The organism is Pseudomonas sp. DW-iso17, from assembly GCF_058725345.1.
This window is the reverse complement of the sequence record NZ_JBZXEA010000021.1, coordinates 78,861-101,638: the sequence shown is the minus strand read 5'-3', so window position 1 is coordinate 101,638 and position 22,778 is coordinate 78,861. Positions and strand designations below refer to the sequence as shown.

Genomic DNA, 22,778 nt, shown 5'->3' with positions numbered 1-22,778 from the left:
TTATCGTTCATCGCAGGCAAGCCAGCTCCCACATTCGACCGCATTCCCATGTTGGAATCCGGTCAAGTGTGGGAGCTGGCTTGCCTGCGATGGCGATGTGACAATCAATGCAAAACGATCAGGTTCACCTCAAGGTGCAAACGGCATCACCCGCTTGTGCTCAGTCTTGCGATAGGTCTCGCAGATAATCCTGAACGCCTCCTCACGCACCGGCTCTCCCTGCAGGAACGCATCAATCTCGGCATAGGTCACGCCATGTGACGCCTCGTCCGGCTTGCCCGGCGACAGGTCTTCCAGGTCGGCGGTCGGCACCTTCTCCACCAGCGATTCCGGCGCGCCAAAGTGACGGGCAATGGCCCGCACCTGATGCTTCACCAGCCCGCTCAACGGTGCCAGATCGCACGCGCCATCACCGAACTTGGTGTAGAAGCCCATCACCGCTTCCGCCGCATGGTCGGTGCCGATCACCAGCCCACCGGCCGCGCCGGCGATGGTGTACTGCGCCACCATACGCATACGCGCCTTGGTGTTGCCCAGCACGAAGTCACGGGACGCCGCGGCCTTGCCTTCAAAGGCGGCCACTTCATTGGCCAGGGCTTTAACCGCCGGGCCGATGTTCACGGTGTGACGTTCATCCGGCTCGATAAAGTCCACCGAGGCCTGGGCGTCGTGCTCGTCGAACTGGGTTTCGTAGGGCAGGCGCACGGCGATAAAGCGGTACGCCTCATCGCCGGTGCTGGCGCGCAGTTCCTGCACCGCACGTTGGGCCAACAGGCCTGCGGTCAGGGAGTCGACACCACCACTGATGCCGAGCACCAGGGTCTTGAGCCCGGAATTGCGCAGGCAGTCCTGGATAAAGGCCACGCGCCGGGCAACCTCGGCTTCGAGTGCGGCCTGGTCCTTGAACGGGGCTTGCACCTTGAGCTGTTGTGCAATCTCACGCTGTACGGCTTGCATGATTCACTCCTTGCTGGATAGGGCAGGTACTTTGAAAACGTGACGCAAATAGGCGACAAAATTCGGGTCGGTGCAATGGGTCTTGCCCGCTTCATCGGAAATTTTTGCGACGGGCTGGCCATTGCAGGCGGTCATTTTAAGCACGATGCTCATCGGTTCCACCCCTGGAATATCACAGGTCAGGTTGGTGCCGATGCCAAAGCTCACATTAATGCGACCGCGCAACGCCCGGAATATTTCCAAGGCTTTGGGCAATGTCAGACTGTCGGAGAACACCAGGGTCTTGCTCATCGGTTCGATGCCCAGCTTGTGGTAGTGAGCGATGGCTTTTTCTGCCCACTGGATCGGATCACCGGAGTCATGGCGCAGGCCATCGAACAGCTTGGCGAAGTACAAGTCGAAGTCGCCCAGGAACGCGTCGGTGGTGATGCAATCGGTGAGGGCGATACCCAACAGGCCACGGTACTCGCGCACCCAGCAATCAAGGGCGGCGATCTGGCTGTCGATCAGGCGTGGGCCGAGTTGCTGGTGGGCCATGATCCACTCGTGGGCCATGGTGCCCAGCGGCTTCATATCGAATTCGCGCGCCAGGTGCACGTTGCTGGTGCCGACAAAACGGCCAGGGAAATCGTGCTTGAGCACGCTGACCACTTCCTCTTGCACCCGGTAGGAAAAGCGCCGGCGCGTGCCGAAGTCCGCCACTTGCAGCTCCGACAGCTCATCGCTGCTGGCATTGGCGGTCAGCCAGTCGAATTTGCGATACAACTGCTCGCGGGCCTGCTCGAGGATCACGGTCTGGTAGCGGTAGCGGTTACGCACCTCGCTGACGATGGCCAGCATTGGCACTTCAAACAGGATCACATGCAGCCACGGTCCGCGCAGGCGGATAAACAACTCGCCGTTCTCGATGCCGGTTTGCACATACCGCAGGTTGAAGCGAAACAGCCCGAGGAAGCGCAGAAAATCCGGCTTCATAAAGCTGATGCGTTCCAGGAACCCCAGTTGATCGGGGCTCAGGCTCAGCTCGGCGAGGCGCTCGATCTGGTAACGAATCTCCGCCAGGTAAGGGCGCAGGTCTTCGCTGTTACGGCAACGAAACTCCCATTCAACTTCCACGTTCGGGTAGTTGTGCAGCACCGCCTGCATCATGGTCAGCTTGTAGAAGTCGGTGTCGAGCAGGTTCTGCACGATGCGATCGGCAAACACACTCTCGCTCATAACGGGAATCTCCAGACGGGTCGGCGATGGAGGCCGGCCTTTACGCACAATTGAGGAAGGGGGTTAGTGGCGCATAGACTTGTGGGGTTTTGCCAGTGATTTTTTCAGTAAGGCCACTGGCGCCATCGCAGGCAAGCCAGCTCCCACATTTGAAGTGCATTCCAAACGGTGGGAGCTGGCTTGCCTGCGATGGCGATTCTCCAGGCGCTAAAGCACCTGCTCCATCATCCACTTCACAAACTCGCGCACCTTGGGCACCTCTGCCGAATGCTCAGGATACGCCAGGTAGTAAGCATCCTGGCTCGGCATCGCATGTTGCCAGGGGATCACCAACTTGCCCTCGGCCAATTCCTCCTCCACCAGAAAGCGCGGCAATAACGCCACGCCGCATCCCACCTGCGCCGCACGGATACACATATAAAACGTGTCGAACCGCGGGCCATGGTAGCTGTGCTCGGTATGGAAGCCCTGGCTGGCGAACCAGTCATGCCAGCCCTGGGGCCGCGAGGCGTTTTGCAGTAGCACCAGGTCGCTCAGTTGCGTGGGGTCGGTGAAAGGCTGGGCGGGCAGGCTGTCGGGCGAACACACCGGTACCAGCTCTTCACTGAACAGTTTCAGGCTCTCGGTGCCGGGACGTGCGCCCTGGCCGAAATAGAACGCCATGTCGGCCTTGCCTTGCAGTAACTCGTCCGGGTCCTGTTCGTTGCACAGGTCCAGGTGGATCTGCGGGTGGCGCAAACGCCAGCCTTTGAGGCGCGGCACCAGCCAGCGTGCTCCGAAGGTGTAGGGCGTGGACACGCGCAGCACTTCGGTTTCGCCCCCGTAGGAGCGCAGGTAGTGGGTGGACATTTCCACCTGGGTGAGGATCTTGCGCACTTCCACCAGGTACAGGTCGCCCGCCGGGGTCATCTGCAAGCGGCGGCGCACGCGGCGAAACAGCAGGTGTTGCAACAGTTCTTCCAGCTGCGCTACTTGTTTGCTCACCGCGCTTTGGGTGAGGTTCAGTTCCTCGGCGGCGCGGGTGAAGCTCAGGTGGCGGGTGGCCGCTTCGAAACACTGCAGGGCGGTGATCGAGGGCAAATGTCTTTTGTTCAGCACGGCATGCCTCTTTTTATTCTTTGCATGAATAAAGGGAATGATATCTCGCCTAATCGTCGTTTGTTGGCAAGTCTTGGGCCAGCTACAAATAGGGCCAGGATCGCCGTGCGTATTGCGGCGCGAATTTTTGTCTGCAGATTGAAGGAGTGACCCATGGTTGCCGCATTGCTTGATCGTCTCGGGGTAAACCCGGCGCTGTACCAGGCTGGAAAACAACCCGTGCATTCACCGATTGATGGCAGCCGTATCGGCAGTGTGCACTGGGAAGGCGCCGCCGAGGTGGAGCAACAGGTCAGTCGCGCCGAGCATGCATTCGAGGCCTGGCGCAAGGTGCCGGCGCCGCGACGTGGCGAGCTGGTGCGCCAGTTCGGCGACGTATTGCGCGAGTACAAGGCCGACCTGGGCGAACTCGTTTCCTGGGAAGCGGGCAAGATTACCCAGGAAGGCTTGGGTGAAGTGCAGGAAATGATCGACATCTGCGACTTCGCCGTCGGCCTGTCGCGCCAGTTGTACGGCTTGACCATCGCCTCCGAGCGCCCAGGCCACCATATGCGTGAAACCTGGCACCCGCTGGGCGTGGTCGGCGTGATCAGCGCCTTCAACTTCCCGGTGGCCGTGTGGGCGTGGAACACTGCGCTGGCCTTGGTGTGCGGCAACGCAGTGATCTGGAAACCGTCGGAAAAGACCCCGCTCACTGCACTGGCCTGCCAGGCCTTGTTCGAGCGCGTACTGAAAAAATTCGACGGTGCCCCCGAGTACCTCAGCCAAGTGATCATCGGCGGCCGTGACGCCGGCGCTGCGCTGGTGGATGACCCGCGCGTCGCCCTGATCAGCGCCACCGGCAGCACGCGTATGGGCCGTGAAGTGGCACCCAAAGTCGCCGCACGTTTCGCCCGCAGCATCCTTGAACTGGGCGGCAACAACGCGATGATTCTCGGTCCAAGCGCCGACTTGGACATGGCCGTGCGCGCCATCCTCTTCAGCGCGGTGGGCACCGCCGGCCAACGCTGCACCACCCTGCGCCGGCTGATCGCCCATGAGTCGGTCAAGGAAGAAATCGTCACCCGCCTCAAGGCCGCCTATTCCAAAGTGCGCATCGGCCACCCCCTGGAAGGCAACCTGATCGGCCCGCTGATCGACAAGCACAGTTTCGACAACATGCAGGACGCCCTTGAGCAAGCCTTGAGCGAAGGCGGCAAGGTGTTCGGCGGCAAGCGCCAACTGCAAGACACATTCCCCAACGCCTACTACGTATCGCCGGCCATCGTGGAAATGCCCGAGCAAAGCGACGTGGTGTGCAGCGAAACCTTCGCGCCGATTCTTTACGTGGTCGGCTACACCGACTTCGCCGAAGCCCTGCGCCTGAACAATGCCGTGCCACAAGGTTTGTCGTCCTGCATCTTCACTACCGACGTGCGTGAAGCCGAGCAGTTCATGTCGGCGGTGGGCAGTGACTGTGGCATTGCCAACGTCAACATCGGCCCGAGCGGCGCGGAGATCGGTGGCGCGTTCGGGGGTGAAAAAGAAACCGGCGGCGGGCGTGAATCGGGCTCGGATGCGTGGCGCGGGTATATGCGCCGGCAAACCAATACTGTGAACTACTCGCTGGAACTGCCGTTGGCACAAGGCATCACGTTCGACTGACCAGACTGAGCGTTCCCACGCTCTGCGTGGGAACGCATTCTGTGACGCTCCGCGTCACGACAATGCGGACGCGGAGCGTCCAAGGCTACATTCCCACGCAGAGCGTGGGAACGAGCGGTGGTGAATTCATCCCGGAGTCTGGCAATGGCACTGCGCGAAACATGTTTATGGGAACACCTCACCCCAGGCCGTCCCGACCGAGCCGCGCTCAAGGGCGCGGTCAAGGTGGATGTGTGCGTGATCGGCGCCGGCATCACCGGTTTGTCGGCGGCCATTCATTTGCTGGAACAGGGTAAAAGCGTCGTCGTACTGGAGGCCCATCGCACCGGTCACGGTGGTTCGGGGCGCAACGTCGGGCTGGTCAACGCCGGCCTGTGGATTCCACCGGACGAGATCGAGGCCGGTTTCGGCACGGCGGTGGGCAGCCAGCTCAACCGCATGTTGGGTGCGGCGCCGTCCCTGGTGTTCAGCCTGATCGACAAGTACAACATCGACTGCCAATTGCGCCGTGAAGGCACCTTGCACATGGCGCACAACGCCCGTGGCGAGGCGGACTTGCGCAGCCGTGAGCAGCAGTGGAAGCGCCGTGGCGCACCGGTTGAGTTACTCACCGGCCAGGCCTGCGAGCACGCCACCGGTACCCGGAAAATCGCCGCCGCGTTGCTGGATCGGCGCGCCGGCACCTTGAACCCCATGGGCTACACCACTGGGTTGGCAAATGCCGCCGCAGCGTTGGGCGGGCAGTTGTTTGACCATTCTCCGGTCACCCAGCTTGAACGCCAAGGCGCCGATTGGTCGGTGCAGACCGCCGAGGGCGCGGTGCAGGCCGCGCAGGTGGTGATCGCCTCCAACGCCTACACCGAAGGCGAATGGACTGAACTGCGGCGTAACTTCTTCCCCGGCTATTACTACCAGGTGGCGTCGGCGCCGCTGACCGATGACGCGGCCAAACAGATCCTCCCCGGCGGCCAGGGTTCGTGGGACACGCGCCAGGTCCTGAGCAGTATTCGCCGCGATGCCGACGGGCGCCTGTTGCTGGGCAGCCTGGGTAACGGCAACCAGAAGCCGGCGTGGTTCCTCAAGGCATGGGCCGATCGGGTGCAGCAACACTACTTCCCGTACCTCAAACCGGTGCAATGGGAATTCACCTGGACCGGCTGCATCGCGTTCACCCCCGACCACTTGATGCGCCTGTTCGAACCGGCCCCCGGCCTGGTGGCGGTTACCGGTTATAACGGGCGCGGGGTGACCACCGGCAGCGTAGTGGGCAAGGCGTTTGCCGACTACCTGTGTCACCAGGACCCCCAAGCCTTACCGATCCCTTTTGCCCCTATGCAACCTCTGGCCGCTGTGGGCCTGCGCAGTTGCCTGTATGAAGCCGGCTTCTCGCTCTATCACGCCGGGCAATGCCTGAGGATCGTGATCTGATCAGCGAAATACTCCTCAGAAGCCTGCGTTTTCTTAGCAGGCTACCCATCTGTATTGGTGCAAGTCGTAGCAATCACGCACTGTAAATGTGCAGTTCCGTTACGCACATTGTTACAGCTGTAGGAACTGTCGTTTATGCCTGTGGTTGCAGGTGCGACCTACCAGGGTTGTACTTTTTTGCAGTGCTGGTTGCACCCGTAGACGCTAGACGGTTGCACGTCCTGGCAAAAGGCGTCGAAACGCCTGTAATAACAATGACACCGTGTCTTTTTGAAGAATAAAAACGTAATGGCACGCGGCTTGCTCTGAGCTTTCAGTGAAAAGTTTGAATGCAAGTTGTCGTGCCAAAAATCAAAAATATCGGAGCACCACTCATGTCCCAGACGTTTTACAAGAAAGGTTTTCTGGCCCTCGCCGTTGCTGCGGCGCTGGGTGTTTCTACGTTTGTTCAAGCTGATGTGAAAATTGGTGTGGCAGGCCCGATGACGGGTGCCAACGCCGCTTTCGGTGAGCAGTACATGAAGGGTGCCCAGGCGGCAGCCGACGTTATCAACAAGGCCGGCGGCATCAACGGCGAGCAGATCAAGCTGGTGGCGGGCGATGACGCCTGCGAACCCAAGCAGGCCGTGGCCGTGGCCAACCGCCTGGCCGACCAGGACAAGGTGATCGGCGTGGTCGGGCACTTCTGCTCCTCCAACACCATCCCGGCGTCTGAGGTTTACGACGAAGCGGGCATCATCGCCATCACCCCAGGCTCCACCAACCCACAAGTGACCGAACGCGGCCTGGGCGCCATGTTCCGTATGTGCGGGCGTGACGACCAGCAAGGCATCGTCGCCGGCGACTACATCGTCGACGTGCTCAAGGGCAAGAAAGTCGCGGTGATCAACGACAAGGACACCTACGGCAAAGGCCTGGCCGACGCCACCGCCGCCCAGTTGACCAAGCGCGGCGTCAAGCCGGTGCTGGAAGAGGGCCTGACCCGAGGTGAGAAAGACTTCAGCGCCCTGGTTACCAAGATCCGTTCCCTGGGCGCCGACGTCGTGTACTTCGGCGGCTTGCATCCGGAAGCCGGCCCACTGGTGCGCCAGATCCGCGAAGCGGGCCTCAAAGACGTCAAGTTCATGTCCGATGACGGCGTGGTCACCGACGAGTTGGTAGCCACCGCCGGCGGCGCGCAGTACGTCGATGGCGTGTACATGACCTTCGGCGCCGACCCACGCCTGCTGCCGGACAGCAAGACGGTCGTGGAAGAGTTCCGCAAGAACGGCACCGAGCCTGAAGGCTACACCCTGTACGCTTACGCCTCGATCCAGGCCCTGGCCGCCGGCTTCAACGGTGCCAAGTCCAACAAGGGCGAAGACGCTGCCAAGTGGCTCAAGGCCAACCCGGTTAAAACCGTCATGGGCGAAAAAGCCTGGGATGCCAAGGGCGACCTGAAAGTCTCTGACTACGTGGTTTACCAGTGGGACAAAGACGGCGAATACCATCAGTTGGAAAAGCAGAAGTAAGTACAAGCACCACGGCCCTAAGGTTAGGGGGGGCTTGTTGTGGCGAGGGAGCTTGCTCCCGCTGGAGTGCGTAGCACTCCCAACCGCTTACCGAAATACATCTGATGTATCTCGATTGCCCAGTTTGGGGCTGCTTCGCAGCCCAGCGGGAGCAAGCTCCCTCGCCACATAAGCCAGCTCCCACAGAGGGCCTGGTTGCCTGCTCTATTGCAACAAACCTGTCTTTTCCTCCAGAAGCGCCGCACACCCACCGGTGTGCAGGTGCTCACCGCGTGAGATTGCGTTATGGATGGTATTTTCCTGCAGCAACTGGTCAACGGCCTGACCCTCGGGTCGGTCTATGGCCTGATCGCCATCGGCTACACAATGGTCTATGGCATCATTGGCATGATCAACTTCGCCCACGGCGAGGTTTATATGATTTCCGCTTACCTCGCGGCGATCAGTCTGGCACTGCTGGCTTACTTCGGCATCGAATCCTTCCCGCTGCTCATTCTCGGTACCTTGATCTTCACCGTAGTCGTCACCGGCGTGTACGGTTGGGTGATTGAGCGTGTCGCCTACAAACCCCTGCGTAACTCCACCCGCCTGGCACCGCTGATCAGCGCCATCGGTATCTCGCTGATCCTGCAGAACTACGCGCAGATCGCCCAGGGCGCCAAGCAACAAGGCATTCCCACCCTGCTGGCCGGCGCCTGGCGCGTCGATATCGGCACCGGGTTCGTGCAACTGACCTACACCAAAGTGTTCATCCTCGTGGCGGCGTTCGCCGGCATGGCCTTGCTCACCTACATCATCAAATACACCAAGCTCGGCCGCATGTGCCGCGCCACCCAGCAAGACCGCAAGATGGCCTCGATCCTGGGCATCAACACCGACCGAGTGATCTCCTACGTGTTCGTCATCGGCGCAGCCATGGCTGCCCTGGCCGGCGTGCTGATCACCCTCAACTACGGCACCTTCGACTTCTATGCCGGCTTCATCATCGGCATCAAGGCGTTTACCGCGGCGGTCCTCGGCGGCATCGGCTCCCTGCCTGGGGCGATGCTGGGCGGGATCATCCTCGGTATCTCCGAGTCGCTGTTCTCGGGGTTGATCAACTCTGACTACAAAGACGTGTTCAGTTTCTCCCTGCTGGTGGTGATTCTGATTTTCCGTCCCCAGGGCCTGCTTGGTCGCCCACTTGTGGCGAAGGTGTAAACATGTCTGCTGCCAAATCCATTGATATCAAGAAAAGTGTGGTCGATACGGTCCTCGCGGGACTGATTTCGCTGATCGTATTCGGCCCGATTGTCGGCGTGGTGCTCGACGGCTACAGCTTCAACCTGGAACCTGCGCGGGTTGCCGTGCTGGTCGCTATCGTGATGGCCGGGCGCTTTGCCTTGAGCCTATTCCTGCAAACTTCCAAGGGCGTGAAGATCCTGCAGGGGTTCGAGAGCAGCGGCTCCGGCGTGCACGTGCTGCCACCGGACTACAAGTCGCGGCTGCGCTGGATCATCCCGGCGTTGATCGTGATCGCCATCGTGTTCCCGATCTTTGCCAACAAGTACCTGCTCACCGTGGTGATCCTGGGGCTGATCTACGTATTGCTCGGCCTGGGGCTGAACATCGTGGTGGGCCTGGCGGGCCTGCTCGACCTGGGTTACGTGGCGTTCTATGCCATCGGTGCCTACGGCCTGGCGCTGGGTTATCAATACCTGGGCCTGGGCTTCTGGACGGTGCTGCCACTGGCGGCCATCGCGGCGGCGTTGGCGGGGTGCATACTCGGCTTCCCGGTGCTGCGAATGCACGGTGACTACCTGGCCATCGTGACCCTGGGTTTTGGTGAAATCATACGCCTGGTGCTCAACAACTGGCTGTCGTTCACCGGCGGCCCGAACGGGATGCCCGTGCCGTCACCGACCTTCCTGGGCCTGGAGTTCGGCAAGCGTGCGAAGGATGGCGGCATTCCGTTTCACGAGTTTTTCGGCATCGATTACAACCCCAACATCAAGTTCATGTTCATCTACATCGTGCTGTTTCTGGTGGTGCTGGCCGTGCTGTACATCAAGCATCGCCTGACGCGCATGCCGGTCGGTCGCGCCTGGGAAGCCCTGCGCGAAGATGAAATCGCCTGCCGTTCCATGGGCCTGAACCATGTGCTGGTCAAACTCTCGGCCTTCACCATCGGCGCGTCCACCGCCGGTTTGGCCGGGGTGTTCTTTGCCAGCTACCAGGGCTTCGTCAACCCATCGTCGTTTACCTTCTTCGAGTCGGCGTTGATCCTCGCCATCGTGGTGTTGGGCGGCATGGGCTCGACGGTTGGCGTGGTGATCGCAGCGTTCGTGTTGACCGTGGCGCCGGAACTGCTGCGTAGTTTTTCCGAGTACCGTGTGCTGCTGTTTGGGGTGTTGATGGTGGTGATGATGATCTGGCGACCGCGTGGCTTGATTCGGATTAGTCGTACCGGTGTGACGCCACGCAAGGGGGTAGCGCCATGAGCAAGGAAGTCGTGCTGTCTGTCGAACACCTGATGATGCACTTCGGGGGCATCAAGGCCCTCAGTGATGTGAGCCTACAGGTCAAACGCAACTCGATCTTCGCCCTGATCGGCCCCAACGGCGCCGGCAAGACCACGGTGTTCAACTGCCTCACCGGCTTTTACAAAGCCAGTGGCGGCAAGATCGAGCTCAACGTGCGGGGCAAGCAAACCAACGTCATTCAGTTGCTGGGTGAGCGCTTTGAGGCCACCGACTTTGTCTCGCCCAAAAGCTTCCTCAGCCGCGTGTACTACAAGATGTTCGGCGGCACCCATCTGGTGAACCGTGCCGGCCTGGCGCGCACTTTCCAGAACATTCGCCTGTTCAAGGAAATGTCGGTGCTGGAAAACCTGCTGGTGGCCCAGCACATGTGGGTCAACCGCAACATGCTTGCCGGCATCCTCAATACCAAAGGCTACCGCAAGGCCGAAAGCGATGCGCTGGACTGCGCATTCTACTGGCTGGAAGTGGTCGACCTGGTGGACTGCGCCAACCGTCTGGCCGGCGAGCTCTCCTACGGCCAGCAGCGCCGCCTGGAAATCGCCCGCGCCATGTGCACGCGGCCGCAGATCATCTGCCTGGACGAACCGGCAGCGGGCCTCAATCCACAGGAAACCGAAGCCCTCAGCGCGATGATTCGCCTGCTGCGCGACGAACACGACCTTACGGTGGTGCTGATCGAACACGACATGGGCATGGTGATGAGTATTTCCGACCACATTGTGGTGCTGGACCACGGCAACGTGATCGCCGAAGGCGGCCCGGATGCGATCCGCAACGACCCGAAAGTGATCGCCGCCTACCTGGGCGCGGATGAAGAGGAGTTGGTATGAGTGCACCTATCCTCGAAATGAAGGACCTGGACGTGTTCTACGGCCCGATCCAGGCCCTGAAAAAAGTCTCGCTGCACATCAACGAAGGCGAAACCGTCAGCCTGATCGGCTCCAATGGCGCGGGTAAGTCCACGTTACTGATGTCGATCTTCGGTCAGCCTCGGGCCGAGTCGGGGCAGATCCTCTACAACGGCGTCGACATTACCCACAAATCGTCCCACTACATCGCTTCCAACGGCATTGCGCAGTCGCCGGAAGGGCGGCGGGTGTTCCCCGACATGACCGTCGAGGAAAACCTGCTGATGGGCACTATCCCCATTGGCGACAAGTTCGCCAGCGAGGACATGCAACGCATGTTCGAGCTGTTCCCCAGGCTCAAGGAGCGGCGCAACCAGCGGGCGATGACCATGTCCGGTGGTGAGCAACAAATGCTCGCCATCGCCCGTGCGCTGATGAGCCGGCCCAAGCTGTTGCTGCTCGATGAGCCAAGCCTGGGGTTGGCGCCGATTGTGGTGAAGCAGATCTTTTCCACCCTGCGCGAGCTGGCGTCCACCGGTATGACCATCTTCCTGGTGGAGCAGAACGCCAACCATGCGCTGCGCCTGTCGGACCGAGCGTATGTGATGGTCAATGGTGAGATTCGCCTGACCGGCACCGGCAAGGAGTTGCTGGTGAACGAGGACGTGCGCAACGCCTACCTGGGCGGCCACTGACCTAAGATCCAGGCGCATCAACCCTGTGGGAACCGGGCCTTATGTGGGAGCCGGGCTTGCCCGCGACAGCATCACCTCGGTTTAGCTGACATACCGAGGTGGCCGCATCGCAGGCAAGTTAGCTCCCACCCAAAGCCGGTTCCCACATTTGTTTTTGCGATGTCCACAAGCGCTCAACCAAATTGTGGAAAACAAATCCAGCCCACCTCAAAAGCGCGACATATAGTCGCCGCAAATCCCTGTTTTGTCACAGTTTTGACTTGTCCCCATCCACTGTGGAACCGGCTGTGGGTAACGTGGGAGTAGCTGGCTGAAAGCCTTTAACCACGTGGCTTGTAGCGTGTTGGTTGTTTTTCGATCAGTGTGTTTTTCGCGACCGTCTCAAGGGTTTGTCAACCTGTTTAAAGACACAGGTATATGAACGAAATAAGTCGTTCCTGCCTGTGGATAAGTCTGTGATTAAACTCTGGAAAGACGCGCGCAGGGGCCGCAATGACTGGCCTGGAGCCATCGTTGTGTTTTTCAGCATTTGTCGCCGGCTACATAGGCGCTTGCCCAGGTCAAGCAAAAAACTTTATAAAACCGCCTGCAACCCTTGTACACAGTGGCTTTGAGCCGTTTGCACTTGCCCCCAAAGACTGTGGGCGCAGTTGTGGATAACCTGCGCGCATATGGCTGCAAGCTACGGTTTATAAGGCTTTGCGTCGCTTGATTAAAAAGTGATCAGTCAAGCATGCGCGTGTGTGCACAGCGGTTGCCGCAAACGCGGCGTAAGGGCATTCTGCTGGCTGTTTTTTTCCCGATGCCCGCAAGGAGAACACCATGTCCGACACGCTGTTTATCACTGGCGCTACTTCAGGTTTCGGCGAAGCCTGTGCCCGTCGTTTTGCCGAGGCCGGCTGGAAACTGGTGCTCACCGGTCGTCGTGCCGAGCGCTTGAATGCCTTGGTCCAAGAGCTTTCCAAGCAGACCGAAGTGCATGGCCTGGTGGTGGATGTGCGCGACCGCAAAGGCATGGAGGAGGCCATCGCCAACCTGCCGCCGTCGTTCGCCACGCTGCGCGGCCTGATCAACAACGCCGGCCTGGCCGTGGGCACCGACCCTGCGCCCAAGTGCGACCTCGACGATTGGGAAACCATGGTCGATACCAACATCAAGGGCCTGCTGACCACCACCAACCTGCTGTTGCCGCGCCTGATTGCCCATGGCCGCGGGGCCGGGATCATCAACCTGGGCTCCATCGCCGGTAACTACCCGTACCCGGGCAGCCATGTGTATGGCGGTTCCAAGGCGTTCGTGAAGCAGTTTTCGTTGAACCTGCGCTGCGACCTGCAAGGCACCGGCGTGCGCGTGACCAATATCGAGCCGGGCTTGTGTGAAAGCGAGTTCTCCCTGGTGCGCTTCGGCGGTGACCAGGCGCGTTATGACGCCACCTACGCAGGTGCCGAGCCGATCCAGCCGCAGGACATTGCCGATACGATTTTCTGGGTGATGAACACCCCGGCGCACGTGAACATCAACCGCCTGGAGTTGATGCCGGTGAGCCAGACCTGGGCTGGGTTTGCGATTGAGCGTGGGGCCAAAGGCTAAGACCGCGTCGCTGCCATCGCAGGCAAGCCAGCTCCCACATTTGACGGTATTCACACATCCAAATGTGGGAGGGGGCTTGCCTGCGATGGCGGCAAATCGGCCAAAATGCGGCATAAGGTACACTGCCCGCCTGAAAACCCCACCGCACCCAGCGGTTTAAAGGTTTTGACAGGAGGCAATGTGAGTAACCGAGGTGAGCAGGCACTGCTCAAACAATCGACTATCCTGATGTTCGCAGTCGCGATCGCCGGGATTGTCACGGGTGTGATATCCGGCGCCCAATCCATTCTGTTCGACGGCTTTTTCTCGCTGATCGCCACCGCCATCAAGGTGCTGATGCTGATCACGGCCAAGCTGATCGCCAAGAAAAGCAACGAGCGTTTCCAGTTCGGCTATTGGCACCTGGAGCCAATGGTGCTGTTGATCGAAGGCAGTTTCCTGCTGCTGATCGCCATCTACGCGTTCCTCAATGGCGTGTTCGGCATTATCAATGGCGGGCGCGAAATCGAGTTGGGGCTGGTGATCATTTATGCGGCGGTGTTTACCGTCGTGGAGTTCGCCTACTTCTTCTATGTGCGCTACCGCAATCGCACACTCAAATCGTCATTGATCCAGTTCGACAACATCAGTTGGCTGGTGGACGCGATGCTGTCGGTGGGCTTGCTGATCAGCTTCCTGGCCGCACTGTTGCTCAAGTCCCAGGGCTATGGCGAGTGGGCGGTCTACGTGGACCCGTTGATTCTGATCCTGCTGGCCCTGAGCATGCTGGCGCCGGCATTCAAGATCCTGCGCCCGGCGCTGCGCGAAGTGTTGGGCATCGCGCCGGATCACTTGGACGACAAGGTTCGCGAAGTGATGGACGCGGCGCAGGCCAAGCATGGTTTCGACGACTATGTGTCCTATGTGCAGAAGCACGGGCGTGCGCGGTTTATCGAAATTCATGTGGTGCTGCCAGCGAATTACCCGGTGGATAACGTCGCGACTCTCGATGGGCTGCGGGAAGAGATATCCACAGGGCTTGGGGCGGCGGATGCGGCGCGGTGGTTGACGATCAGTTTTACCGGGGATCGCAAGTGGATTGCCTAAAGTCTGTTAGAGCGAGGTGAGGCTATCGCAGGCAAGCCAGCTCCCACATTTAAATGTGCGAACACTATCAACTGTGGGAGCTGGCTTGCCTGCGATGGGGCCCAGCAGGTCAGCCCAGATGTTGGACCAAGCCCTGATAGCAAGTCGCCAAATGATAGGGCGTAGTCGAAGGCATATCCCGTCGGCTCACTTTACCCTCGGCATCCAGGCATTCATGCCAACCCTTGGCATGCAAAAAGCGCTGTTGCAACGCCTGCAACTGACGCTGCAGCACCGCTTCGCTACCTGGTCGCAATGTCAGCGCCCGCAGGTACTCTGCCTGTGCCCAGATCCGTTGGGTACCGTCGCGCACCGTGCCATCCAGCGCGAGCATGCCGCTGACCGCCCCGCTTAACTTATCCACACCCTTTTGCTCGGCATAGGCAAATGCCCGTGTCAGCGACCCATGCAGCGCAGTGCCGCGCAGCACAGCTGAAGATTCGAGCAAAAAGAACCATTCGAACTGGTGCCCCGGCTCAAACCAGTTATCCACAGCGCCCACAGGTTTTTCCATCATCACGCCGTGCTCGCGGTCGATGAAACGTTGCTGCATGGCCGTCGCCAGTGCCAGCAGGGCCGCTTGTACCTGGGCGTCCTCACGCACCGCGAGGGTGGCCAGGAAACCTTCGGCCAGGTGCATCAACGGGTTTTGCAACGGGCCGGAGTCGAGCGAGGCCCAGTTGCGCTCCAGTACGGCCTCGTACAAGCCGTCACCGGTGGCAAAACGTTGGGCGACGACTTCCAGGGCAGCGTTGAGCACCGATTCCACCAACGGCTCACGCACCTTGGCCCAGTAATGGGCGCAGGCAAAGATAATGAAGGCGTGGGTGTAGAGGTCTTTGTGCTTGTCCAGCGGTTGGCCGGCAGGGTCGATGCTGTAGAACCAGCCACCGTGTTCGGCATCATGAAAGTGCCGTTGCAGGGAGCGAAACAGCGCCGCCGCACGTTCTTCGGCGAACGCCGCGCCGGGTTCGCCGATCAGGCTGGCGAACAGGTACAGCTGCCGGGCGCAGGCCATGGCGCGATAGCGCTGGGGGGGCAGTGGCTGGTGGTCGGCGTCCAGGGCCTCAAAGGGCAGTGCCAGGTCGGCATTCCAGCCCGGGCCTTGCCAGAGAGGCACGATCAGGTCATGGAAGTGCGTAAGCACAGGCGTCAGGGAAGAGGGGGAAGCGATGGGCATTGGCTGGCGTCGTCACGGCAGGGGTGTAGGCGCGCATGGTAGCAGGCTGATCGTTCCCACGCTCTGCGTGGGAATGCATTTTATGACGCTCTGCGTCATGCTTTGGGACGCAGAGCGTCTTCGGCTGCGTTCCCACGCGGAGCGTGGGAACGAGAGGCCCTCAGCAGTGCCGCAAATCAGCCCGCCAGCAACCACACCCCAGTCGCCGCCGAAGCCGCCCCGGCCACTCGCACCAAGGGTGCAGCAGCAGCTGGCAAAAAGCGCACGACTGCATAACCGGCTGCATGCAACGCCGCGGTCGCCCCCACAAACCCAGCGGCATACGCCCAAGGGCTGGTCATATCCGGCAGTTCCAGGCCATGGGCCACGCCATGAAACAGCGCAAACAACGCCGTGGCGCCCACGGCCACGAACAGCGGCGGCCGCACCGCCAATGCTACCGCCAGGCCCAAGGCCAGCACCGAAGCAGCAATCCCGCTTTCCAGCGCCGGCAGTTGCAGCCCTTCAAAACCCAGCACGCCGCCGATCAGCATGGTGCCGACAAAGGTGCATGGCAGCGCCCAGCGCGCGGCGCCTTTTTGTAGGGCCGCCCAGAGGCCTACCGCAAGCATGGCCAGCAAGTGATCGAGGCCGCCCAGGGGATGGCTGATACCGGCCACCAGGCCATTGTCGCCATGGCCCGGATGGGCGAAGGCCAGGGCAGGCGCGAGCAGCAGCGCGGCGGCGGCGAAAAGTCTGTTGAGTCTCATGGACAGGTTCCTTATGGGTTGATCAGGCGGCGGTCAGCAGGCCCTGGCGTTCGATGAAGGCGACGATGTCATCCAGGCCGACCCCGGTTTTCTGGTTGCTGAACACAAAGGGTTTGCCGTTGCGCATGCGTTGAGTGTCGCTGTTCATCAGGTCCAGCGACGCGCCGACCAGCGGGGCCAGGTCGATTTTGTTGATCACCAGCAGGTCGGATTTGCAAATGCCAGGCCCGCCCTTGCGCGGCAGCTTGTCGCCCGCAGACACATCGATCACATAGATGGTCAGGTCCGACAGTTCCGGGCTGAAGGTGGCCGACAGGTTGTCGCCGCCGGACTCCACCAGAATCAGGTCCAGGCCCGGAAAACGACGGTTGAGTTGGTCCACGGCCTCCAGGTTGATCGAGGCATCTTCGCGAATCGCCGTGTGTGGGCAGCCGCCGGTTTCCACGCCGATGATGCGCTCCGGCGCCAGGGCCTGGTTGCGCACCAGGAAGTCGGCATCTTCACGGGTATAGATGTCGTTGGTCACCACCGCCAGGTTGTAGCGATCGCGCAGCGCCAGGCACAGGGCCAGGGTCAGGGCGGTCTTGCCCGAGCCTACCGGGCCGCCGATACCGACGCGCAGGGGTTGTGTGTTCATGTGCTTCTCCAGAATCAGGAACGGAACAGGCGGCTGTACTGGCGCTCGTGGGCCATGCACGCCAGGGACAGGCCAAAAGCAGCGCTGCCCAAATGGTTAGGGTTAATGCGCTCGGCATCCTGCTGGGCTTGTTGCAGCAGCGGCAGCAGTTCACTGGTTAGACGCTGGGCGGCTTGCTGGCCCAGTGGAAGGGTTTTCATCAGCACGGCCAATTGGTTTTCCAGCCAGCTCCACAGCCAGGCGGCGAGGGCGTCGTCGGCGTTGATGTGCCAGGCGCGCGCGGCCAAGGCCCAGCCAAGGGCCAGGTGCGGTTCGTCGCGTTGAGCGAGAAAGTCACGGGCGCTGTCGTCCAGTTCCGGCAAGCCGTTGAGCAACTGTTGCAGGGAGTAGCCCATCTGGCGGCTTTCCTGATACAGCTCCCGGCTCTCACGGCTAGCGCGATGCTCGTCGCACCACTGCGCCAGTTGTGCCCAGTCCTGCTCAGCGGCGGCGCGGCAATGGGCGAGCAACAGCGGTGCTTCGAAACGCGCCAGGTTGAGCAGCAACTGGTCACTGATCCAGCGTCGGGCGCTCGCGGCATCCTGCACGCGGCCGTTGTCCACCGCCATTTCCAGGCCCTGGGAATAGCTGTAGCCGCCAATCGGCAATTGCGGACTGGCCAGGCGTAGAAGCGCCCAGGCTGGGTTCATAGACGTACGCCGAACTGATGCAGCTTGGGGGCGTAGTTGAAGTCTTCATCCCCATGGCGCGAATGATGATGGCCGCCGCCATAGGCGCCGTGCTCGGGTTGAAACGGCGCTTCGATGGTCTGTGCATCGGCACCCAGCTGTTCAAGCATGGCCTTGAGCACGTAGTCATCGAGCAGGCGCAGCCAACCGTCACCGACTTGCAGGGCTACATGGCGGTTGCCTAGGTGATAGGCGGCGCGAGTCAACTCGAACGCGTTGCGGCAGGTGACATGCAGCAGTTGTTCAGGGCGGGCGCACACCCGTACGACGCGTCCGTCTTCTGCCTGCAGGAATTCACCATCGTGCAAGGGCGGCTGACCCCGCTCCAAAAACAGGCCGACGTCTTCACCGTCAGCACTGAAACAGCGCAGGCGACTTTTGCTGCGGGCTTCGAAGTTGAGCAGCAACTCGGCGGCCCAGAGGGCTTGGGGGGCGATTCGGCGGTGTATCACCAGCATCAGAGAGCTTCCAACTGTGAGCGATGAAAGACCTAGAGCAAGGGGCTTGCCAATCACGGAATTGAGTCGGAATTCCCTGTAGTCAGGCAGGCATGCTGCTCAATAGGGCGTCAGATAATTCAGTGTGTGAATCAATTTGGTGCGTGGCGAGGTTTATAGCACCGGCGAAGGGCGTTTTGCGTTGATGGAGGCGCTTGTCTTGATGAAATTTCTTTCATCTTTTTCTCTGTAGGCAGTTTTTAGGATTTGTCCTACGAATCATGAGGATTTGGAGTTCATGAGATTACCTGAGGGTTCTTTAGGCTATGCGCCCTGTTTAATACCACCGCGACGTTCATCATGCTTCGATCAATTTTCTGTATATGCCTGGTCAGCCTGACCTTCTTTATTTCATCGGCATCGGCCAATTTTCAGCCCCGCGCCAGCTTCGGCTCGTCGCTGCAAAGCCTCAAGCCGGCTTCCATCGACGACGTGATCGACCGCGCCCATGAGTTGCTCGGTACACCCTACAAGTGGGGCGGCACCTCGGCGGAGCAGGGCTTCGATTGCAGCAGCTTCCTGGTGTACCTGTTCAAGACCCAGGCCAATATCCAGATACCGCGCACCACCACGGCCATGCACCGTTCATCGGCGGCGACCATCAAGCGCAATGCGTTGAAGCCTGGGGATGCGGTGTTTTTCAAAGGCAACGGGCGCGGCCAGGTCAGCCATGTCGGGCTTTACATTGGCCACGGCAAATTCATTCATTCGCCGCGCACCGGCAAAACCATTCGTATCGATTCATTGAGCAATAGCTACTGGAACAAGCACTACACCAGCGCCAAACGGTTCCACACGGCGGGTTGATTGCTTTATTCGGTGCTGCCCAGCCCTTGCCAATGCTTGAGGCCGATAAAGATAAAGCGCAGTTGCTGGGTGATTTTCGCTTGGGGCGTAAGGTGGGCCGGCAGGGCGTGGGCCGGTGGGTCGATAATATCGGGCAGGGTGGCGAACACGCTCTTGACGATCAGGTCGGCCATCACATGCAAACCTTCGGCATCCAAGTGCTGGAGTTTGGGCATCAGCGTCAGGTCGGCGGCCAGGTCGCGGGTGATGTCTTCGCGCAGGGCGGCGATGGCTTGGCGCACGGCCAGGCAGCCGCCGTACTGTTCGCGAGCCAGGAACAGGAACTGAGAGCGGTTAGCCGAAACCACATCGAGAAAGATGCGCACCGAGGCATCAATGATGCCGCCCATCACGAATTCGTTGTGGCGCACCAGGCGGATCGTGGCGCGAAAGGTCTGGCCGACCTCGCTGACCAGTACCAGCCCCAACTGGTCCATATCGGCGAAATGGCGATAGAAACCGGTGGGCACGATACCCGCCGTCTTGGCCACTTCACGCAGGCTCAGGCTGCCAAACCCACGGCCACACTCCATCAGATGGCGGGCTGCGTCCATCAGGGCGAGGCGGGTCTGTTGCTTCTGTTCGGCGCGGGGCAGCATGAGCGGATGAGCTTTGTCGGCAAGTACAGCGACGCACTCTAGCAAAAGCGCTTTGCCGGCGTCGAACTTGGCAGGGGCGGGGCGTGACGCGGTCTATATAAAAGCAAAAGCCCGATCGGCAGATCGGGCTTTTTTCTGGGCCACCACAGGCTTAGCTCTGTGCTTGATGCAGTTCTTGCAGACGGTCGGCACCGCCTTCAGCAACGCCTTCGGTGTAGGCACGTTTGTTGGCTTGTTCAGCACCGCCTTCGACCAAACCTTTCTCTTGCAGACGGTTGTAGCCATTTTCAGCTACGGCGCCTTTGGCGTAATCACGGTTTTCGTCTTCTTGCGAACCGCTGCGAGCCACGGTTTGGCTGGTTTGCACGGCTTGGGCTTTGTTCTGTGGGGTGGCCTGTTCGGCAGCTGGCAGGGCAAAGGCGCTGGAAGCCAGGACAGATAACAGAACGGTAGCGAGTAATTGGCGTTTCATGATGGTTGCTCCTAGGGAGGGCGATAAAGTGGGTACAGGGCTAATGTTACCCTTGATAAGTCGATATAAAAGTTCATAAACACAATGGTAATAATCAACAGAATTGATTGTTCTCGCGGGAGGCTCTAGATCGAGCCTCTCAAGCCCGCGGCTTTGCACCGATGTGGGTATTTTCGACACGAACCTGGGTAACAATGGTGCGTCGTCGATGGGGAAAATTGTCTGGTTGATCAGGAAAATCGCTTTTTTCGGCTAAATCCGCCGTTGCGTTAAACCCCCAGGCACTTTGCCAGTCGTAGTCCTATAAGCTGTTTAAAAGGCTGTTGCCCAGCCAGTCGTATTCAGGAGTCCTGTGCAATGACGCGCACTCGTAAAATTCTCGCTTGGAGCTGCGCCAGCTTCGTTCTGTTGATTGCCATCGTGGTACTGGTGTTGGTGTTCTTCGACTGGAACCGCATCAAGCCGCCCCTCAATGCCAAGGTCTCCGAAGAACTGCATCGTCCGTTCGCCATCAACGGCAACCTCGCAGTGGTGTGGCAGCGTGAGCCCGATGAAGGCGGCTGGCGCGCCTGGGTGCCGTGGCCCCATGTGATTGCCGAAGACCTGACCCTGGGTAACCCCGATTGGTCGAAACAACCGCAGATGGTCACGCTCAAGAAGGTTGAGCTGCGCATTTCGCCCCTGGCCTTGCTGGTGCAGCGTGTGGTGATCCCCCGCATCGACCTCACCGAACCCAGTGCCCAGTTGCAGCGCCTGGCGGATGGCCGCGCCAACTGGACGTTCAAGTTCGACCCCAAGGACCCCAACGCCGAACCGTCCAACTGGGTGGTGGATATTGGCGCCATCGGCTTCGACAAAGGCCATGTGACCCTTGACGATCAAAGCCTCAAGACCCAGCTGGATGTGATCATCGACCCGCTGGGCAAGCCGATCCCCTTCGGTGAAATCGTCGGCGACGCCGATGCCAAGAAGGCCCTGGAAAAAGGCTCGGCGCCCCAGGACTACGCGTTCGGCCTCAAGGTCAAAGGTCAATATCATGGTCAGAAGCTCGCGGGCACGGGCAAGATCGGTGGCTTGCTGGCCTTGCAGGACGCGGCCAAGCCGTTCCCGCTGCAAGCCCAGGTCAAGATCGCGGACACCAGCATCGCCCTGGCCGGCACCCTGACCGACCCGCTGAACCTCGGCGCCCTGGACCTGCGCCTGAAGCTTTCAGGCAGCAGTCTGGGCAACCTGTATCCGCTGACCGGCGTGACCCTGCCGGACTCGCCGGCCTATTCCACCGACGGCCACCTGATCGCCAAACTGCATGAGCCCAGCGGTGCCTCCTTCCGCTACGAGAACTTCAACGGCAAGATCGGCAACAGCGACATCCACGGCGACCTGGCCTATGTCGCCAGCCAGCCACGCCCCAAGCTCAGTGGCGCGCTGGTGTCCAACCAACTGCTGATGGATGACCTGGCGCCTTTGATTGGCGCGGACTCCAACGCCAAGCAAAAAGCCCGTGGCGGTGAAAGCAAGCAACCGGCGACCAAAGTGCTGCCGGTTGAGGAGTTCCGCACCGAGCGTTGGCGCGATATGGATGCCGATGTGGAGTTCACCGGCAAGCGTATCGTGCACAGTGCCGACTTGCCCTTTACCGACCTCTACACCCACCTGGTGCTCAACGACGGCCAACTGAGCCTTGAACCCCTGCGCTTTGGCGTGGCCGGTGGGAAGCTCGATGCGCAGATTCGCTTGAACGGCCGCACTACGCCGATGGAGGGCCGCGCCAAGCTGACGGCGCGCAACTTCAAGCTCAAGCAGTTGTTCCCGACTTTCGAACCGATGAAAACCAGCTTCGGTGAACTCAACGGCGATGCTGATATTACCGGGCGCGGTAACTCGGTGGCGGCACTGTTGGGCACATCCAACGGTGACCTGAAGATGCTCATCAACGATGGTGCCATCAGCCGAAGCCTGATGGAAATCGCCGGGCTCAACGTGGGCAACTACGTGGTCGGCCGCCTGTTCGGCGACGAAGAGGTAAAGATCAACTGCGCGGCGGCGGACTTCGGCATCAAGACGGGCCTGGCGACCACACGGTTGTTTGTGTTCGATACCGAGAACGCGATCATCTACATCGACGGCACCGCGAATATGGCCACCGAGCAACTGGACCTGACCATCACGCCGGAATCCAAGGGTTTTCGCCTGTTCTCCCTGCGTTCACCGCTTTACGTCAATGGACCTTTCATCAAGCCCAATGCTGGCGTGAAAGCCATTCCGTTGGCGCTACGTGGTGCAGGCATGGTCGCCCTGGGCGTGATCGCCGGGCCGGCCGCCGGCTTGCTCGCCTTGGTTGCCCCAAGCGGTGGCGAGCCCAATGAGTGCGCACCGTTGCTGCAACAGATGAAGGAAGGCAAGGCGCCCAAGACCGTGAAGTAATTGTGGGAGC

The 22,778-nt window shown here is 60.4% G+C and carries 21 protein-coding genes; 11 read left to right on the top strand and 10 right to left on the bottom strand.

The features are described 5' to 3' along the window. Nucleotides 1-129 precede the first annotated feature (129 nt). From nadE to AC4PS6_RS14900, 3 genes are all read right to left on the bottom strand, one after another. Nucleotides 130-957: an NAD(+) synthase gene (nadE, locus tag AC4PS6_RS14910; protein ID WP_014716685.1), complete on the bottom strand. Its 828-nt coding sequence runs from the start codon at nt 955-957 to the stop codon at nt 130-132. A gap of 3 nt (nt 958-960) precedes the next feature. Continuing rightward, a complete protein-coding gene (gene pncB, locus AC4PS6_RS14905; protein ID WP_003188094.1) occupies nt 961-2,175 on the bottom strand; it encodes a nicotinate phosphoribosyltransferase in 1,215 nt (404 codons plus the stop codon). Between the two features lie 207 nt (nt 2,176-2,382). Next, a complete protein-coding gene (locus tag AC4PS6_RS14900; protein WP_014716686.1) occupies nt 2,383-3,273 on the bottom strand; it encodes a LysR family transcriptional regulator in 891 nt (296 codons plus the stop codon). A gap of 153 nt (nt 3,274-3,426) precedes the next feature. Between AC4PS6_RS14900 and amaB the strand changes: the two genes are divergently transcribed. From amaB to AC4PS6_RS14855, 9 genes are all read left to right on the top strand, one after another. Then, nucleotides 3,427-4,917 carry an L-piperidine-6-carboxylate dehydrogenase gene (amaB, locus tag AC4PS6_RS14895; protein ID WP_003188096.1) on the top strand — a complete coding sequence of 497 codons (1,491 nt, stop codon included), beginning with the start codon at nt 3,427-3,429 and terminating at the stop codon, nt 4,915-4,917. Nucleotides 4,918-5,061: 144 nt separating this feature from the next. Beyond that, on the top strand, nt 5,062-6,345 hold the full coding sequence (gene amaA, locus AC4PS6_RS14890; protein ID WP_038448662.1) for an L-pipecolate oxidase: 1,284 nt from the start codon (nt 5,062-5,064) through the stop codon (nt 6,343-6,345). 374 nt (nt 6,346-6,719) lie between these two features. After that, entirely contained in the window at nt 6,720-7,856 is a 1,137-nt protein-coding gene (locus AC4PS6_RS14885) for a branched-chain amino acid ABC transporter substrate-binding protein (protein ID WP_336826793.1), read from the top strand. 285 nt (nt 7,857-8,141) lie between these two features. Next, complete coding sequence (locus AC4PS6_RS14880; protein ID WP_003188099.1) at nt 8,142-9,056, top strand: ABC transporter permease subunit; 915 nt, start codon at nt 8,142-8,144, stop codon at nt 9,054-9,056. A gap of 2 nt (nt 9,057-9,058) precedes the next feature. After that, on the top strand, nt 9,059-10,336 hold the full coding sequence (gene livM / locus AC4PS6_RS14875; protein WP_014716688.1) for a high-affinity branched-chain amino acid ABC transporter permease LivM: 1,278 nt from the start codon (nt 9,059-9,061) through the stop codon (nt 10,334-10,336). Further along, nucleotides 10,333-11,208, top strand: a complete 876-nt coding sequence (locus tag AC4PS6_RS14870; protein WP_003188102.1) for an ABC transporter ATP-binding protein — start codon at nt 10,333-10,335, stop codon at nt 11,206-11,208. Before livM ends, AC4PS6_RS14870 begins: the two co-directional genes overlap by 4 nt. Then, nucleotides 11,205-11,921: an ABC transporter ATP-binding protein gene (locus AC4PS6_RS14865; RefSeq protein ID WP_003188103.1), complete on the top strand. Its 717-nt coding sequence runs from the start codon at nt 11,205-11,207 to the stop codon at nt 11,919-11,921. The genes AC4PS6_RS14870 and AC4PS6_RS14865 overlap by 4 nt, the downstream gene beginning before the upstream one ends. An 822-nt stretch (nt 11,922-12,743) precedes the next feature. Beyond that, nucleotides 12,744-13,511 carry an SDR family oxidoreductase gene (locus tag AC4PS6_RS14860; RefSeq protein WP_014716689.1) on the top strand — a complete coding sequence of 256 codons (768 nt, stop codon included), beginning with the start codon at nt 12,744-12,746 and terminating at the stop codon, nt 13,509-13,511. A gap of 180 nt (nt 13,512-13,691) precedes the next feature. After that, nucleotides 13,692-14,597, top strand: coding sequence for a cation diffusion facilitator family transporter (locus AC4PS6_RS14855; protein WP_014716690.1), 906 nt, complete (start codon nt 13,692-13,694; stop codon nt 14,595-14,597). 109 nt (nt 14,598-14,706) lie between these two features. Here AC4PS6_RS14855 and AC4PS6_RS14850 read toward each other — a convergent pair whose 3' ends face one another. The 5 genes from AC4PS6_RS14850 to ureE all read right to left on the bottom strand — a co-directional run bounded on the left by AC4PS6_RS14850 (nt 14,707) and on the right by ureE (nt 18,388). Continuing rightward, nucleotides 14,707-15,816 (bottom strand): AGE family epimerase/isomerase, encoded by a 1,110-nt coding sequence (locus AC4PS6_RS14850; RefSeq protein ID WP_336826794.1) that lies wholly within the window; start codon nt 15,814-15,816, stop codon nt 14,707-14,709. Between the two features lie 176 nt (nt 15,817-15,992). Continuing rightward, complete coding sequence (locus AC4PS6_RS14845; RefSeq protein WP_336826795.1) at nt 15,993-16,565, bottom strand: HupE/UreJ family protein; 573 nt, start codon at nt 16,563-16,565, stop codon at nt 15,993-15,995. Between the two features lie 22 nt (nt 16,566-16,587). Further along, nucleotides 16,588-17,202 (bottom strand): urease accessory protein UreG, encoded by a 615-nt coding sequence (gene ureG, locus AC4PS6_RS14840; RefSeq protein ID WP_014716693.1) that lies wholly within the window; start codon nt 17,200-17,202, stop codon nt 16,588-16,590. A 14-nt stretch (nt 17,203-17,216) separates the two neighbouring features. Further along, entirely contained in the window at nt 17,217-17,891 is a 675-nt protein-coding gene (locus tag AC4PS6_RS14835) for an urease accessory protein UreF (protein ID WP_198833866.1), read from the bottom strand. Next, nucleotides 17,888-18,388, bottom strand: coding sequence for an urease accessory protein UreE (gene ureE / locus AC4PS6_RS14830; RefSeq protein WP_003188112.1), 501 nt, complete (start codon nt 18,386-18,388; stop codon nt 17,888-17,890). Before ureE ends, AC4PS6_RS14835 begins: the two co-directional genes overlap by 4 nt. A 339-nt stretch (nt 18,389-18,727) precedes the next feature. Between ureE and AC4PS6_RS14825 the strand changes: the two genes are divergently transcribed. Further along, nucleotides 18,728-19,234, top strand: coding sequence for a C40 family peptidase (locus AC4PS6_RS14825; RefSeq protein ID WP_103451336.1), 507 nt, complete (start codon nt 18,728-18,730; stop codon nt 19,232-19,234). Between the two features lie 5 nt (nt 19,235-19,239). Here the strand turns inward: AC4PS6_RS14825 and AC4PS6_RS14820 are convergent, their stop codons facing one another. Together AC4PS6_RS14820 and AC4PS6_RS14815 are read right to left on the bottom strand one after the other, a co-directional pair. After that, nucleotides 19,240-19,872 carry a TetR family transcriptional regulator gene (locus AC4PS6_RS14820; RefSeq protein WP_003188114.1) on the bottom strand — a complete coding sequence of 211 codons (633 nt, stop codon included), beginning with the start codon at nt 19,870-19,872 and terminating at the stop codon, nt 19,240-19,242. A 151-nt stretch (nt 19,873-20,023) separates the two neighbouring features. Next, nucleotides 20,024-20,344: a hypothetical protein gene (locus AC4PS6_RS14815; protein ID WP_003188116.1), complete on the bottom strand. Its 321-nt coding sequence runs from the start codon at nt 20,342-20,344 to the stop codon at nt 20,024-20,026. Between the two features lie 357 nt (nt 20,345-20,701). Between AC4PS6_RS14815 and AC4PS6_RS14810 the strand changes: the two genes are divergently transcribed. Beyond that, nucleotides 20,702-22,768, top strand: a complete 2,067-nt coding sequence (locus AC4PS6_RS14810; RefSeq protein WP_073845632.1) for an AsmA family protein — start codon at nt 20,702-20,704, stop codon at nt 22,766-22,768. Nucleotides 22,769-22,778: the final 10 nt, after the last annotated feature.